Consider the following 15680-nt stretch of genomic DNA (forward strand, 5'->3'; position numbering starts at 1 on the left):
AAGCTTTTCAGCTAATACATCTTGGTTGAGGTTTTACACTCTCCTCAATATGCTCTTCATCCCCCAAACACTCTATATTTTTCTCCACTATATCCCTTGAAAAAACCGCACCGTAAAAAGCCTTGTACATCTCCCACAACTTTTCTTTGGATCTGATACTGTTATTCTCAAGCACAAGTATGATAAATGGAACTCCAAAACACCTCACCCGAAGCCCGTAATCAATGCATCCGTTCCTTTCATAAAACCCGATGCGCCTTGCCTGAAGCTCTTTAAGATCACGTTCTTTAGTATAAGCAGGATCTTCTACCTCTAGGATAATTAGCCCGGCTCCAGACATATATTCACGAAGCAGTCTAATGATTTCACTGCCAAGACCTTTATTCCTATACTTAGGATAAACAGCAAGGTAATCTACAAGAAAGTTCATTCCCTGCTTCACAAGAAATGCATATCCTATTATCTCAGACTCTATAAAAAGTCCCAGACACTCATATATTCCATCATCAACCGCTTTGAGGATGACCGAAAGCTTTTTAAGCTCATCCTTGATAAAATCGTGAACCATCCGTTCCTGATATATAGTTGTTATCTCAGCGCTTCGAAGCTGCTTTATCTTCATCTGATTGTATCCTCTCCTTCAAGCAGAAAATAAATGCTTCCCATACCGGTTCCTCTTATTCTGAAGCCTCACAAAGAGCCTTAAGGGCTAATTTCAAAGGATGATCCTCACTAAGCGTTTTTCCGAAATCCTCCTCCGCCTTGTCTATGATCTTGCACTTCTCATTTACCATATCCTTTATAAGCGATTCAAGAGCTTTATCAGGACTTTCAGAATTATTGATTCCTGTATAAAGGATCTGCATAACAAAGCCCAGGGTTGATGATGTGTAATATTGCCCTGTAAACTGATTGGCGTTCTCTATACAGGTAGGTTCAAAGATTGGTGTGTTTATTGAATTTGTAAGGAATACCACAACCATATTGTTTTCAAAATCTATCATGCTGAGAGTGCCTGTCCAGCCCTGATGTCCTATGGTACTCTCCGGAGACTGTGTTCCGAAATACCATACTCTCTTATCATCAGCCTCTCTCCACCAGCCAATTCCATAATTTGGCTGACCTCCAACCTGAGGAGCTATGGACAAGTCTCTTGTATTTTTCGTAAAATATGCGTTATTGCCATATCCGCCACTAATCATGACAGATGCAAGCTTTGCAAGATCTGTAGCATTAGCAAAAAGACCGGCGTGCCCTGATATACCTTCCATGGTGTAATAGCATTCTTCATCATGAACTTCCCCCTGAATAGTTTTTGGTCCTGACACCGGGGAAGTCTACGATTCCGTCCCTGGTATTTCCGCGCAATTCAGTTGCTGCGCAGTCGTCTTTCGTAAAACCGTTATCAAGCGGATTGTAGGTTATATGGTCGAGTCCCATAGGATTCCAGAAAGTCTCTTTAAGAAATGTGTTTAAATCTTTGCCTGTTACCTTCTCTACCATCAGTCCAAGGAGCATATAATCTATATCGGAATATCTTGTCGCCGTGCGAGGCTCATTCATAAGCGGTGTGCGGCATATTCCCTCACTGTAGACCTTTTCCTTGTTCGCATTTTTCACATATAGCTCATTGTCCACATCAAAAGTAAGCTTCTGATTTATGGTGTCGTATTTATCGTTATGATAATGTCCGCTATCGGGGAAACCTGCCTGATGCATCAGAAGATCCTTTACAGTAATGCTTCTCTTCCACTCTTTTATGGTATCAAGCCCCGGATAATTACCTTCAAAGCTTGCAAAATCAACCTCAAGAGTTTCATCAGCAAATTCATCACCCAAAATATCTACAACCTTTGTATCCAGCGTAATTTCGTCCTTATCAATAAGATATTGAATAGCATATGCTATCGAATACATCTTGGTATTTGATGCAAGGTCATACAATGTCTCATTTGTTACAGCGGTGCCTTTTCTTAGCCTATTCCCATTTTGATCATAGGAATTCTCTAAGCCCCATGCGTTCTGATAAACCAATCTCCCGTCTTTGATAATTGCAAGTTGAGCACTGGTAAAGCCGTTGTCTATATCAGACTGAATAATTCTGTCTATTAGCTCGAGCGGTTTTTTATCAATACCCACATCATATAATGCACCTTCTATAACAATCGGGTATGGGATTTTAACTGCTATTTTATCTTCTGGATCTTTGGAGCTGACATTACTTATCTGAATGGTATTAGTTCCATTAAGTGATAGCCCCGTAATATCGAGTTCATAGATGCCCGGAGTAATCCCTTCAGTATTGATAACGTGATTATTAATAAAAAGATCGAAAGACTCAATTCCCTCGTCAACCTCAAAATACAAACTGCCTGACCGGAAAATCCTGTGAAACTATACATACTGTTCATGGCCAATGTGTTATCAACATACCCGGCCTGATCCGGAAAAGACTTTTCAGCCTGCCACTCTCCTTCAGGAATACTCTCTATTCCCGCAAGTTTAAACTTTTCGCCTGTTACAGCTGATAAAGCAACAGGTGTTTCTTCTATGTTTTCAGTAGACTTTTCGTCCTGCCGATTCATAGTATATGCTATTATACCAATCACTGCTAAAAGAGATATTGACGCAACTGTAACCCTTACATTTAGCTTTGATAATATAAACTTTGACATGCTTTGCTATCCCCCTATTTTTGGCTCTTTTTCTGAGATGCTATTATATTTTTATATTAGCAAAACATGTCCAACAAATGTCCTATAAATCATGTTGTTTCTTTTTCTACAACAGTTGTATGAATTCCTCACCATTTGCATTAGTTGTACTACAACCGCATAAAATAGTTGTCATGATCACAGAATATAAAAATCGCCACTCCAATGATCTCAGATCATTAAAGTGACGATTCTTTATTCTTCCGTATATTATAATTATTTACCGCTTTGATTTTTTTGATGCAACAAGGCTCCAATTGGAATATGTCTTTTCATTTCCATTCTGTGAATAAGCTCTTACGCGTACATATATTTTCTTTCCACGGAGCTTTTTGGGTAATGTTATGGTTGTCTTATTTGAATCCTTACCCACACTATAGTTCTTAGTAGTTCCTTTGAAATTCTTTTTGTTTGAAACCTGAATTTCATATCCGTCTACATTTGCGGCCTTCTTGAAACTAACAATAACTTTGCCCTTTTTCTTTACCTTTAGTCCTGGCTTAGTGTTAATCAGATCTTTTGCACTTTTATTAATATCTTCTGACTGTCCCAAAACAATCTGATAAGAACAAATACCGTCTTTATTATAGGCACTGTTATATCTTTCTACATAAACATAATATGTGCCGGCAGAAACCGTTGTACTTGCTGTGGGACCACCATTGCCGCAAAACTTATCAATAAGTCTTTTATCATTCTCATCCAGTAGGAACATAGTCGTTCCATAACCTCTATACTCTGTCTGGAAAAATGTAACTGTAGTTTTTCCATCAACAGTAAATTTGTACCAGTCTACTGCATTATTTATACCAATCAATCCATGGTAGGTATTACCACCGGAAATAGCTGATGCCAGATTCTTGGAGTCATTTCTGGTTGAACCATTGTAATATTCTTCAACAAAAGATTGGTAGTTCGAATCAGGGTCTACCGCCATAATACTAAAAGATGTATCAACCGCATCATACTTGGTATTATGAAGCAAAACATAATAGTCTCCCTTTAGAAGAGCTTCATTTTCAGAAATGTTTTCCTTATATACCGCACCTACCTGATTACCTGTTGAATCATATATAAAAATCTGTTCCGTAGTATGTTTAACATTAACAATATATGATTTATCCAATGTCAGCTTATACCACTTATCTTCTCTCGCATTTAATTTGTAATTGACTTGAGTTCCCAAAGTATAGCTTTCAGCGGAGTAATCAACATTAGCAGCTTTTGCTGTTATAGACCCATTCGGAGCAACTATAGTTCCAAATAGCGCTGACGCAGTAATCACCGCAGATGCCGCTAATCCATATAAAATGGTACTTAATTTTGTAAAACGCTTTAATTCCCTCATACAATCCTCCCATTGTGTTAAATAATCTATTAAACATATTTCAATATCATCATTTCCCCATATAGCAGATGATATCTTTTAGTTTAATATGCTAATTTTAAATGTAACATATAGGGCTGTCATATTTCAAGTTAGCCTCTGATAAGCGCCCGCTTTCATCCAGGTGATTCCAATAAAAGAAGCAGGTCCTCTCACATAGATAACGACCTGCTCTTCCCAAATGATATATAAGTTTCCTCGTTTTCCTCTTTTTTCCGACTTACTTAATCTCGTCCTTAGTTCCGTCCTTTTTTACTACAACAAGCTTGCATCCAAACCCAAATGCGGTGACAGCGCCTGCAATAAGTGCCCAGGGAGCTGCTGCAAGACCAAGAATACCGCCAATGATACCTACATTAACAGGTACACTTAACACAATCTCCTCATCCTTAAGAATCTGGACTCTGTCTGCATTACCTTCTTCAACAACCGCCTTAACTTTATCGATGAGCTTCTGTACATCCTCTTCAAGCTCGCAAACCTTTGGCTGGAGATCCTTTATAGCCTTCTCCGCATCGCCGCTTGCCTTTAAAAGGGCCTCTTTTGCAGCCGCATAGTCAACTCCTGCCTGATTCATTACCTTTTCAATTGCTTCAAGTGTTATTTTCATAATATTCTTCCTCCTGATAAAAAACATATTACAATGTGTTACTCAACAACTGTTTCCTGTCTATAGTCACATTATAAGTAAAAACATGTATCTGTTACATATCAAGTAGAGCAAAAAATATATCCATATTTTTCATTCTTTGTGACTTATAGGAAATACCGCCACCTATACTGAAAATTAGCCAAAACTATAGCAAAGATCGATAAATAGAAAACACGGTGATCTTAGAAATTGTTTCCATTCCATCCCCAATCGTCGGATCCGAAATATCGGATATACATATGATCAGGTGCTACTCCAAGAATATCCCTGTAAATGCCTGTCAATTCCTTTGTCATCCTTCCATATATCTCTGATGAAGCACCTCCATAAATCTTAACCTCGATAAATGCTGTGGGCTGAGAATCGTCTCCTCTGAAATACATTGGTACATCCCCCTCAATTGCAAGCATGAGCCAGCTTTCACTCTTTCCCGGGATTATCGTAATTGCTTGTCCGAGACGCTCCTTGAGCTGTATTTCTTTTTCTTTTGATACTGTTACATTTGTCTTTGTTGAAATAAATGGCATACCTCATTATCCTCCTGTACCTTACACGCATGAAATATAGTTGTTATCTAAGCATTTAGAAGCTGCTTAATTTTTTATTGATCCAATACCTCAGCAACTGCTCTTCCAAGCTTACGCTTTATCCGATCCAGCTCATTGTTGATCTCTTTCATCTTGTCATCATCCTTATTATAAACATAAAATTCAGACAATCCTTCTCTGGGTGGATACAAAGTCCTATAACAAGCCTCGATGCAGTCGATTTTATCTTCCTCCAATGCTTCTGACTCCAGATATTCTATAGCTCCCTGAAGAGCCCTATATTGCGGTGTTATTCTGCTATCACCGTAGCTTTTAAGGAACTGTAAGAGTTCCTTAAACAATTCAAGTACTTTTTTCATTTCTCCCCTTGCCTTTATATATTGTTTTAAATCTTTATATATAATCCCTTACATTAAAAGTCTCTCCTGTCTTCTGCTCCTCATCTATTATACCCGGAACAAGCTCTGTAACATATGTTTCACCGGACTTTGGATTCACATAGTAGCGTATCTGAGCTGCAGTATAGGAACGGTACAACACAACAATTTCTCCATCTTCATTAGTCGAAATCTCCCAATACTCTGTGTATCCTTCAGAATTCACCTCTTCACTAAAGTCCGGATCAGTAGCCTTACAATAGTTAATTACTGCATTATATGCCTGATCTTCTGTAATAACTGCATTTTCTTCTTCAACAGCCCCATCCTGCTCTTGTGGCTGTTCAGATTCTTCCTGCCCTATAGTATTATCTATCTGTTCAAATAATGGCTCTGTTTCTTGCGGATTATCCCTTCCACATGCAGCCAAAAGTATACCCACGCATAAGATTAATGGTAAAAAAACGTTTTTCTTTTTCATAAACTAAACTCTCCTTGATACATCATCAACCCCATGCCACAAAACATCCGTATTTTCCATGTTATTTAACTAAAAAGCATGAAACTTATTCCTGTTATGGCGGAAGTTTCCTGTCTTGCTATTTATCAGCTCAATTTTTGCAGCTCTTTTCATGTGTTTAATATGCCACTCCCTGCTCATGGCTTCCTCTTTCGTTTCATAAGTTTCGTAATAAACAAGCTTTACCGGAAGTCTGTTTTTGGTATATTTTGCTCCTTTTCCTTCATTGTGAGCACGAAGCCTTTTTTCAAGATCATTGGTCCATCCGCAATAAAAAGAACCATCCGAACACTCTACTATATATGTATAATTCATAGCATTACTCTATATCATATTTCTATATTTTTAAAGTCAAATTCCCTTAAGCATCGTAAAAAAGAAGCTGCAGCCAGACTTAAACCGGATACAGCTTCTTTTATGTAACTCTGATACCGTTGGGTGAAGCACACGCCGCCCTTGATACCTTTTCCCCCTCAATCGAACCGCAGGATCGGTTTCCTCGTTTAGGTAAAGCATCGCTACCATGACTGAAAACCTTTTTCATCACCTTCGTCTCAGCTTCAACCGGCATTTCTGCCATAAGCTAAAACTTGTGCTGGTTCCTTATCCATAAATATCGGCCCAAACACCGACATATAGCTGGCTGGTTATTGATTCTGTGACATTTGAAGCTGACATAGTACTGCAACCTGTAAACATCACCAGCATAGCCAGAATTGAAACAACTGTAAGCATTTTACTTTTATTCATCGTAACTCTCCCCCTCATAAGAGTGCACGTGTCAATAATGTTAACTGCTTTATTTGCTTCTCTGGTAACAGTATATTATAGTCGGTCCAACAAATGTCCAACAAAGTTTTAAATCAGTCTTTGGATAGTAGCAAAAATGCATAGCAAAGGAAATAAAAATTGAAAAAAACTACAAAAATAGGGATTTTTCTGATATCTTATACAAGTGGGTAATTTATGAGACACATTATCAGAGGGGACAATAACAGGAGGGAATGGAAATGAAAAAAGTAGTTATAAAAGTATTATCCTTTATGCTTGCCTTTATAATAGCATTTGGGGCATTCGGAGTAACTGCAAATGCAGCAAATCTTGATAAAAAAGCAAAGAATATCTGCAAGACTCTTAAAAAGGGCAAAAAGGCAGGTTCTATAGTAGGAAAACTAGACGTAAAATACGAAAAACAGGGTAAAACATACGATTTTACTGTAAGTCTTGATTGCCATCAGGATGCTTCTTTATTCGGAATGACAGCAAAGATGGTTCCTGATAAATACAAAGAATCAAGAGATTCTGTAGGAAAAGCATACAAAAACATTAAGAAAATCATAAAAAAAGGCGGAATCAAGAAATGTAACGTGATATACGTTGTAAAAGCAAATGGTGTCAAATTATGGGAATTTAAAAACGGAAAGCTCGTATTTGACAAGTATCTAAGCGAATAATAAATCAAACAACGGCTTATTACCCACATTACCAAAAGGTCAGAGAATTTACCTGTCAAAGCAGGTATAATCTTCTGACCTTTTTTATAATAATGTAAAGGCATGACAATTTTAATCATTCAATACTTTTATATGGCATGCCTTCATTGCAGAAAGTGCTGTGTTGTGAGCTTCTGTGGTAACACCTGCGCAGCCTGCTGCATCAACATAAATCTTTTTATTGGGAATCATGGCCTTTGTAAGCAGAACATTCGAGATAACACAAATATCAGTACAAACACCTATAAATTCAACTTCATCAATGTTATCAGCATTTTCAGCCATATATTTAGCAAGTTTTTCAGAACCGAAGGTCTCCTTGTCTATGATAAGAGAAGCGGTTTCATCTGCATTCAGTTCATCTATGATCTGCCACCCATCGGTTCCCTTGATGCAATGCGGCACAGGCAGATTCTGCCCTTCCTCTGTCTGCATGTAATCATCACCATGTGTATCTCTTGTAAAAATAATTGTTTCACCGGCCTCCCTGGCAGTTTCAATCTTTTTCTTTACATACGGAACAATTGCAATTCCCTCCTCATTTCTGAGTGCTCCGGTAATAAAGTCATTCTGCATATCCACTACTACAAGTACTTTTTTATTCATTTCGTATTGCCCCTTTTACCCTTCTTCAAAATTTCAAGCTGTCTCCAAGCACCGGAACCTTACTGGCAAAAAATGAGAATTCTCCACTATCCAAAAGATTTCCTTCATCATCCGTTACTCTGATATCAAATACCAATATATGCTTTCCGGTCTTTAGTTTCATGCATTCACAATAAATATATTCAGTGTTAACTGCCGGCAACAGGAAATTCAAATTGGCAGAAACTGTCGTAACATAGTATCCGCTCATACTGCCTGTGGCACCTGCCATAACATCCACAAAAGAAAGCAGCGCCCCACCGTGTATACTCCCGTACGTATTATGAAGCCTTGTATCACACTTAATTCTTGATTTACTATAGGTCGAGCTTAGCTCTAATATCTCAAAACCTATAAATTTGTTATACTCATTTGCATACAATTCAGAGATCATCTTCTCTCTGATTGCGTTTTCCTTTTCGGTACGTGCCTTTCTCATTATCTTATCCTTCAATTATTGAATATTGCATTAACTCATATTTAAGCTTTGTTCCTTCAGCTATACCATCCGGCAGAAGTGCTCTCGCAACAAGCTTAAGATCATCTGAATCAATATCGGTTCTTCGCAAGTTGGCGTAGTCGCCATCTATACTATCAACTATATAAAACCATGTTTCCATATTAATGTTCCTTTCATTGGTAGCTTTTTATATCAAACGAATTCATATTTATAACATAGTTATTCATCTTTTTTATATAATCCAAAAATTGTTTTGTGATATTTTCCGAGCTCTTTTGTAGCTTCCATCAGCTCTTTTTGAGATTCCAGAAGCTCATTTCTTGATTGCTTTATTTCTTCCTTTGCATGCTCGAGATTGTCATGCTCTTTGTCCGCAAGAAGTAATAAAGTTTCCGTACGTGCACGATCTTCCAGTAAAGCCGCATTCTGTTTGGTCATATCCTGCAGCTCCTTTTGAAGCAATATTATTGCATCCTTAAGTCTTTCCCTTTCTTTTTGTGCCTGAAAAAGCTCTTCCTTAAGATCTTCATTATCATTGCTGACAACTATATTCCGCTTAAGTCTATGCTTATCGAGAAATTCACACGCAAATTCATCAAGTACCTTTCTGCGATCTTCAGTCGTTATGTGTCCTTTCAGTTCATCCTTATATCGGTTTGTCTGTGCCCTTACCGTTTCGTAGCTTATAGAGCGACTCTCAGCATATTCTTTTAATGTCATTACCAATTTTCTCCTCATGCCATACAGTATTGTTCCAATCTGCTACAGTATATTGTATGTCAATTATTCAAATGCCACAATAGGTAAAATAGAGGCTTCTCTCTTGATGGACATTTGTTGGACATCGAAAAATATAATATTAAATATAAGCATAATAAATAGTTCATAAAATAATAATGCGTGGCTAACATCAAACCGGTTTTAGTCAGGTATAAAAACAAACGTTTTTAGAAGAGGGGGATTAAAACTATGTCAAAAGAAAGTAACAAAGTTTATTTCACGCTTAATACTATAAGTGCCCTCGCGCTTGTATTTATGGGTATTATGTATTGGGTAGAAGACGGATTACAGAGCAGTAGTACTATTACTACCATTACATTGGGAGTAATATATGGCTGCATAGCATTCAGTCATTTCAGAAAATACAAAAAAATGCTAAAGATTAAAGCAAGATCTGATATATAAGTATATTTTTCAAAAAAGCAATAAGAACAGATATCCAAGCAAAAAATGGTTAGTCATTCCCGTATTCTCCTCTATATTATAGAATATAGAGGAGAATACGGGAATGAAAAGAAAACAAATGCTATGTGTCATACTACTTAGTACCTTGATGATCTCAGGATTAAGCGGATGTGGCAAAACAACAGTAACTAACAATGAATCGAACGATTCTGCTTCTGCCGAGTTATCAGCCGACAGTTCAAAAGCCACTGATACCGCTGATGGAGCCGAAGAACAATCTTCTGATGAAACAGTCACTGATGAACCGGTTTCTGCTGCGGATGATGCCATACTTAAAGATTTGTCAGAAAAGTTCTTTACTTTCGGTGTCGGAATAAATGGCAGTACGTTGGAGAATCAAACCTTAAACATCCCTGAATACATGGAGCTTTGTAAAAAACATTTCAACAGCTGCACTATGACCAATCTTATGAAGAGCTGTTACATCCTTGATCAGATGGGCTCACAGGAAAATCTCAAAAACGGCAATGAAGAGCCTGCTCTTTCCTTTTTTTCAATCGATCCCACCCTGGAATGGTGCAAAGAAAACGGCATGAAAATGCGTGGTCACACACTTGTGTGGCATACTCAGGCTCCTGAATGGTTTTTCAGAGAGGGGTATTCCGAAGACGGTGATTATGTTTCAAAAGATACCATGCTTCTCAGAATGGAAAGCTACATTCGTCAGCTTATGACTCATGTTCAAGAAGAATATCCGGGAGTTGTTTATTGCTGGGATGTAGTTAATGAAGCTGTTGATCCTGAAAGTGCCGATCCCGAGAGTGGTTTTATGTGCAGGACCAAACTGGAAGAAGCTGATAATCCATGGTATGCGACAATCGGCGCTGATTATGTAGAAATGGCTTTCACATATGCAAGAAAATATGCCGCAGATGACGTAAAGCTTTTCTATAACGATTACAACACATATCAGGCGCCTAAAACCGATGGAATCTACACTTTGTGTGAGTCACTCAAAGAGAAAGGTCTGATAGATGGCATTGGAATGCAAGGATATTGGGGAATTGATTATCCTTCCGATGCAGTTATAGAATCCGCAATCAGGAAGTTCTCTGAACTTGGTCTTGAAATACAGGTTACTGAGCTTTCTGTAGGAGTAGACGAAGAAACTGATGCCCAATTTAACAGGCAGGGCGACAAATACGGTCGCATTTTCAAAATGCTTTGCAGACTGGATAGCGATAATGGTGGTCCGGCAAACATAACAAACGTTACTGTCTTTGGTCTGGTAGACCATTACCGTGAGGGTGATACCACTAATTCAAGATTATTTGACAAACACTATCTGCCCAAACCGGCATTTGTGAAAATAAAAGAAGCACTTGAAAATTTCAGTTAAATAAAAAATAATAAGTCGGCAACAATTCTGAATCATATCTCATGATCAAGTGTTGCCGACTTTTTTAATAATTCTCAAGATCTTTGGTTCTAACGGGTTCCCCATTAAGCAAAATATATCCCTTAGGTAGCGTTGCCACATCAATATGCTTCAATTTAACCTCATTGTGGCTATGAGGAATCGTTCCATCAGAGTTATTCGCCCTATGTCTGTTTGCAGTATCATAAGAGCCGGATTCCCAGTGCTTATGAGGCATTGCAGATGATTCGGGGTGCGTCATTGCACCTGCATATTTTGTTTCGGAAAATCGTTTTGAAAGCGTCTTCATATTAACGTTTTTCTTAGAACTGCTACTCTGCCCCGCCTTTATAACTGGTTTAACCAGTTTTAGAACAAATAAAATTATTATTGCAACTGTAATTATACTATCCATGTTAAACATATTATTCCTCCCCGGCTAAAGCGCTTAAAATGTAGTTCCATATAGCTGTAGTAGGTTTTGGATTATAATGGATTCCGTCAGGTGATACCTCTATATTGTTTTTTACATAAGTATACAGGTCAATTACTTTTACATTATGCGAAGCTGCCCATTTCGTAATCTCGCTGTTAAAATCCATCATTTTTTGGTTAGGATAATTACCAACATTGAAATCTCCGCTTAAATTCTCGTCAACGGTAGGTCCGACTGTACAAATAACAATTGTCTTCCCTTGAGAAATAAGATTTTCGTAAACCGATTCATACAGTTTTGCATCATTATTATCGTTGCACCCAAGCCATGACACTAATGTATCAAATTCATCTGTGCCGTATTTCCCAATTACATCCGTCATATATGCACAATGACAACCATCCTTTGCAAAAACACGTATTCCCTCAGTATGATAATCATAAATTTCCTCGGCATCACCATCAAACATATCAACCGATCTTGAATCACCGATGAAAAATATCCTGCCATACTCATTTTTATATGGTTCTGTAGTTGCTGCCTCAGTTTTAGCACAGCCTGACAGCAACACGCTTATCAGACATAGTAAAAATACAATCCTTTTATACATCCCATGCTCCTCAAATAATAATAATTGCAACATGAATATTATAAAAGAATTTCGCCTTTCAGGACAGTTTTTTCAGAGCAAAAACTGATACATAAATATAAAATGGCAAAAACTTCCACCCATCACAAATAGATGAAATACTTCATGAGACCCGAAATAGGGATGTTTTTCATTAAATCTTGATAACTTTAGAGCGTAGACCACGCCGCCGACAGTATAAATAATTCCACCGATAAGTAGCCACATAAAGCCTAAATGACTCAGATTATTGTATATTGGACGCATTACAAGAACCACACTCCATCCCAAAGCTATGTATATAAGCGAAGAGAACCAGCGTGGGCAGTTAATCCAGAAAACCTTAAGAACAATACCAATTATTGCAAAACTCCAAACTGCTATGAGCAAGGGAATTCCTATCTCTGAGCTCAATGCCAGAACACAGACAGGCGTATATGAGCCTGCAATTAGAACAAATATCATTGAATGATCAAGCTTACGTAAAACGCAAATGACCGCAGGAGTAGAATTTACAGCATGATAAAAAGCACTGGCACCATACAGCATTATCATACTTACGGCAAAAACAAGCATGGCAATAACATATATACTGCCAAAATCAGATGCCTTTAATATTAATGGCAAACTGGCTCCGACTGAAAGGAACATAGCTGCCAAATGTGTAAGAGCACTGCCGGGTTCTCTGATAGATATCTGCATATGTGACTCCTTTCTACACGTAGTTTTGATTACTACATCATGCAATACCAATACTACATCCATGTGCAAAAGGTGTCAATATATGCAGTTATAAAGTTTTTGTAAATGAACTAATCGGTTACAAACTATACAAATCCAGCATATTTGCAAATGTATCTTCCGATAAGGGTTTATAAAAGAAATAGCCCTGTATATAATCGCAGTCTGCATCCAGAAGAAATTTTAACTGTTTTTCGGTCTCTACCCCTTCCGCAGTCACTTTTGCACCAATTGAATGCGCAAGATTTATTGTAGAAACAATAATAGATTCAGATTTTTTATTTATACCTATTTTTCTGACAAATCCAATATCCAGCTTAATGATATCGAAATCAAACGTTTCAAGCATTGATAATGAACTCATACCGCTTCCATAATCATCAAGAAGTATCTGGATTCCCTGTTTTTTCATCTCGCTAAGGTACTCCAGCGACTTGGACTCAAGATCTGCATAAGCTGACTCTGTTACTTCAAATCGCACCATCTTAGGGTCTATCTTCTTTTCCTTTATATATTCAAATATATGCTCAATAAATACAGTATCGTAAAAATCGACACGAGAAAGATTTATGGCACAAGGAACGACATTCTTTTCCAATCTTGTCCGTTCTTCAATAAAGCTTATACCACGTTCTACCATATATCTGTCCAAAGCAGAGGTTTTTCCCTCTGATTCGATGATTGGAATAAAATCCGATGGAGAAACCATCCCCAAATCGCGATGCTTCCACCTGATAAGCATTTCAGCGCTTACAATATCGCCTGTTTTTGTATCTACTACAGGTTGATAATATGGCTCAAACTCGTTCTCGGAAAGCGCTCTTTCAAAATCCGAAAGGAGAAAACGCTGCTTAACGTAGTCTTCCTTCATCGAATCATCATAATATGCATAGAGGATATTTCTGTTGCTATTGTTACGTAGGCTTTTCTCCGCAAGCTTAGCGCCTGCCAGTATCTGCGAAATACTGATCCTTGGATTGTTTATAGGATATATACCGCAATGTATTTCAAAACTGTATTCCATGGATTCAATCCTGAATACCTGCCTGCACATAGTTCGCAGATTTTTTTCTTTAAGATTTTCATCTGCTGTAATAAGCACAAAGTGGTCACCCTCAAGTCTGCCCACTATAACCGGCTTCAAATATTTCCTAAGAATATCCCTCGTCTGGAAAATAATCTGATCACCTTTATGAGTCCCAAATAATTCATTAACTGCCTTAAATCCCTTAATATTAGTAAAAACGAGGGAATAATGGTCATTAGCTGAAAGCTCTGATAAAAACACCTTAGCTCTTTCCAAAAAACCTGTCCTTGCATATTCATCTGTAAGCCAATCATGGTCAATTGTAGTTGTATTGTCTATATAGACAATCATAATCCAGTCGGGATATCCCGGTATTTCCTTTGCCCTGATATTTTTGGCTCGTCTTCCGTCCACAGTATCTACATGGAAAGTTCTGACATAGTCCCCTCTTGCAGACATTTCCTTTAGTATTACCGGCAATCTTATTTCCTTAAGATAGTTTTCTCTTTCTTCTTCTATGATATCCTGAGAAATCTTAAAGCATATGTCTTTATATTGTAAGCGACTACTCTCAAAGGTTTGACTGAGCGTTTCTTTAAGATAATATATCTCACAGTGTTCATCTTTCTTATAAACAGTCACAACCATGTCATATCCCTCTGATATCAGAGCTCTTATGACAGGCTGCTCGATATAGCTCATAAAAGGAACGATCGGCCCCTGTTTAAGTGGTGTGATAATTCCATCTTCAATTATCTCACCCTTTCCCTTAAATGTAGTTTTTCCACCCTTTACCTTAAAATAACTTCCATCCGACACAAGATAAAATCTGCATCCAAAGCTATCAGGAATCAGGACATCATCAAAAAAACTAATGCCTTCCTCCTTTTTTTCTCTTATATATTCTCTTTTTGGAATCATCTGGATATTTGTCAGATCAAGGCCATCAGAAAATCTAATATAATTAGGATTATTGGCTTCATCAATGGTCTCTGGCATATGATATACATAAAAGGCAGAGTTCACAGCTCCTGCCCCAAAACTTATAACTATCCCCTCATAGCCCAAAAGAGCACTCTTAAGCCTCATTCGCTTCATAAAAGCAAGCTGTGTCGGCGCATGCCCTCCGGCAAGATATATCACATTAGCCCATGCCACCATATCAGGAGCCGTACTAGAACCATCAAGAATTTTAGCCTCATTTACCGGCAGCTTCGCAGCCTTACATTCCTCAAGCACCATTTGAAGCTGATGTTCATTCTCTTCGGATGCTTCAGGATCACAGGGAACATAAAGAACATTTGCCTTTTTTCGCCATTCTCTTTTCAGATCTTCAAAAAAGCCATAAGAAACCACAGGCTTAGATTTATCATAAGCCTCCGCATTCTTGTTCTGTATGAAACTGCTCGTTAAATAAAGCACCATAGATAATCCCCTGCAAGAATATATT

Annotated in this window: 22 protein-coding genes; 3 read left to right on the forward strand and 19 right to left on the reverse strand. The window is 37.8% G+C overall.

Translation table 11 applies throughout. The features are described 5' to 3' along the window. Nucleotides 1-7 precede the first annotated feature (7 nt). The 11 genes from BV60_RS22405 to BV60_RS23310 all read right to left on the reverse strand — a co-directional run bounded on the left by BV60_RS22405 (nt 8) and on the right by BV60_RS23310 (nt 6948). Complete coding sequence (locus tag BV60_RS22405; protein WP_051656916.1) at nt 8-622, reverse strand: GNAT family N-acetyltransferase; 615 nt, start codon at nt 620-622, stop codon at nt 8-10. Between the two features lie 55 nt (nt 623-677). Continuing rightward, nucleotides 678-1328 (reverse strand): serine hydrolase, encoded by a 651-nt coding sequence (locus BV60_RS22410; protein WP_156036247.1) that lies wholly within the window; start codon nt 1326-1328, stop codon nt 678-680. Continuing rightward, entirely contained in the window at nt 1291-2139 is an 849-nt protein-coding gene (locus BV60_RS22415; protein WP_051656918.1) for a serine hydrolase, read from the reverse strand. The genes BV60_RS22410 and BV60_RS22415 overlap by 38 nt, the downstream gene beginning before the upstream one ends. An 83-nt stretch (nt 2140-2222) precedes the next feature. Further along, a complete protein-coding gene (locus BV60_RS23570) occupies nt 2223-2675 on the reverse strand; it encodes a hypothetical protein (RefSeq protein ID WP_051656919.1) in 453 nt (150 codons plus the stop codon). A 259-nt stretch (nt 2676-2934) separates the two neighbouring features. Next, the gene (locus BV60_RS0119475) at nt 2935-4062 is read right to left on the reverse strand and encodes a hypothetical protein (RefSeq protein WP_029324462.1); all 1128 of its coding nucleotides are present in this window, start codon (nt 4060-4062) and stop codon (nt 2935-2937) included. Between the two features lie 259 nt (nt 4063-4321). After that, nucleotides 4322-4711 carry a DUF4342 domain-containing protein gene (locus BV60_RS0119480; protein ID WP_029324464.1) on the reverse strand — a complete coding sequence of 130 codons (390 nt, stop codon included), beginning with the start codon at nt 4709-4711 and terminating at the stop codon, nt 4322-4324. A 224-nt stretch (nt 4712-4935) separates the two neighbouring features. Next, entirely contained in the window at nt 4936-5280 is a 345-nt protein-coding gene (locus tag BV60_RS0119485) for a phenylpyruvate tautomerase MIF-related protein (RefSeq protein ID WP_029324466.1), read from the reverse strand. Between the two features lie 74 nt (nt 5281-5354). Beyond that, nucleotides 5355-5660, reverse strand: coding sequence for a hypothetical protein (locus BV60_RS0119490; protein WP_029324469.1), 306 nt, complete (start codon nt 5658-5660; stop codon nt 5355-5357). Between the two features lie 34 nt (nt 5661-5694). Continuing rightward, nucleotides 5695-6159 (reverse strand): hypothetical protein, encoded by a 465-nt coding sequence (locus BV60_RS0119495; RefSeq protein WP_029324475.1) that lies wholly within the window; start codon nt 6157-6159, stop codon nt 5695-5697. A 69-nt stretch (nt 6160-6228) separates the two neighbouring features. Further along, nucleotides 6229-6513, reverse strand: coding sequence for a GIY-YIG nuclease family protein (locus BV60_RS0119500; RefSeq protein ID WP_029324477.1), 285 nt, complete (start codon nt 6511-6513; stop codon nt 6229-6231). A gap of 288 nt (nt 6514-6801) precedes the next feature. Beyond that, on the reverse strand, nt 6802-6948 hold the full coding sequence (locus tag BV60_RS23310) for a hypothetical protein (protein ID WP_156036249.1): 147 nt from the start codon (nt 6946-6948) through the stop codon (nt 6802-6804). A gap of 260 nt (nt 6949-7208) precedes the next feature. Between BV60_RS23310 and BV60_RS0119515 the strand changes: the two genes are divergently transcribed. Beyond that, nucleotides 7209-7652 carry a hypothetical protein gene (locus BV60_RS0119515; protein WP_029324479.1) on the forward strand — a complete coding sequence of 148 codons (444 nt, stop codon included), beginning with the start codon at nt 7209-7211 and terminating at the stop codon, nt 7650-7652. Nucleotides 7653-7763: 111 nt separating this feature from the next. On the opposite strand, the gene BV60_RS0119520 is transcribed toward BV60_RS0119515, so the two are convergent. From BV60_RS0119520 to BV60_RS0119535, 4 genes are read right to left on the reverse strand one after another with little or no spacing between them, the layout of a single operon-like run. Continuing rightward, nucleotides 7764-8297: a cysteine hydrolase family protein gene (locus BV60_RS0119520; protein ID WP_029324481.1), complete on the reverse strand. Its 534-nt coding sequence runs from the start codon at nt 8295-8297 to the stop codon at nt 7764-7766. A gap of 25 nt (nt 8298-8322) precedes the next feature. Continuing rightward, complete coding sequence (locus BV60_RS0119525) at nt 8323-8775, reverse strand: PaaI family thioesterase (protein WP_029324483.1); 453 nt, start codon at nt 8773-8775, stop codon at nt 8323-8325. 4 nt (nt 8776-8779) lie between these two features. Then, nucleotides 8780-8956, reverse strand: coding sequence for a hypothetical protein (locus BV60_RS0119530; protein ID WP_029324485.1), 177 nt, complete (start codon nt 8954-8956; stop codon nt 8780-8782). Between the two features lie 59 nt (nt 8957-9015). Continuing rightward, nucleotides 9016-9516, reverse strand: coding sequence for a hypothetical protein (locus BV60_RS0119535; RefSeq protein WP_029324487.1), 501 nt, complete (start codon nt 9514-9516; stop codon nt 9016-9018). Between the two features lie 249 nt (nt 9517-9765). On the opposite strand from BV60_RS0119535, the gene BV60_RS0119540 reads away from it, so the two are divergent. Both BV60_RS0119540 and BV60_RS0119545 read left to right on the forward strand, forming a co-directional pair. Continuing rightward, nucleotides 9766-9981, forward strand: a complete 216-nt coding sequence (locus tag BV60_RS0119540; protein ID WP_029324488.1) for a hypothetical protein — start codon at nt 9766-9768, stop codon at nt 9979-9981. A 103-nt stretch (nt 9982-10084) separates the two neighbouring features. Further along, nucleotides 10085-11380 carry an endo-1,4-beta-xylanase gene (locus BV60_RS0119545; protein ID WP_051656920.1) on the forward strand — a complete coding sequence of 432 codons (1296 nt, stop codon included), beginning with the start codon at nt 10085-10087 and terminating at the stop codon, nt 11378-11380. Between the two features lie 64 nt (nt 11381-11444). Here BV60_RS0119545 and BV60_RS0119550 read toward each other — a convergent pair whose 3' ends face one another. The 4 genes from BV60_RS0119550 to BV60_RS0119565 form a co-directional block, all read right to left on the reverse strand. Further along, nucleotides 11445-11822, reverse strand: a complete 378-nt coding sequence (locus BV60_RS0119550; RefSeq protein ID WP_029324492.1) for a hypothetical protein — start codon at nt 11820-11822, stop codon at nt 11445-11447. 1 nt (nt 11823) lies between these two features. Further along, nucleotides 11824-12444: an SGNH/GDSL hydrolase family protein gene (locus BV60_RS0119555; protein WP_029324495.1), complete on the reverse strand. Its 621-nt coding sequence runs from the start codon at nt 12442-12444 to the stop codon at nt 11824-11826. Between the two features lie 72 nt (nt 12445-12516). Next, nucleotides 12517-13164, reverse strand: a complete 648-nt coding sequence (trhA, locus tag BV60_RS0119560) for a PAQR family membrane homeostasis protein TrhA (RefSeq protein WP_029324497.1) — start codon at nt 13162-13164, stop codon at nt 12517-12519. A 118-nt stretch (nt 13165-13282) separates the two neighbouring features. Next, nucleotides 13283-15655 (reverse strand): EAL domain-containing protein, encoded by a 2373-nt coding sequence (locus BV60_RS0119565; RefSeq protein WP_029324499.1) that lies wholly within the window; start codon nt 15653-15655, stop codon nt 13283-13285. Nucleotides 15656-15680: the final 25 nt, after the last annotated feature.

This window comes from Butyrivibrio sp. AE3004 (assembly GCF_000703165.1).
Lineage (GTDB): Bacteria > Bacillota > Clostridia > Lachnospirales > Lachnospiraceae > Butyrivibrio.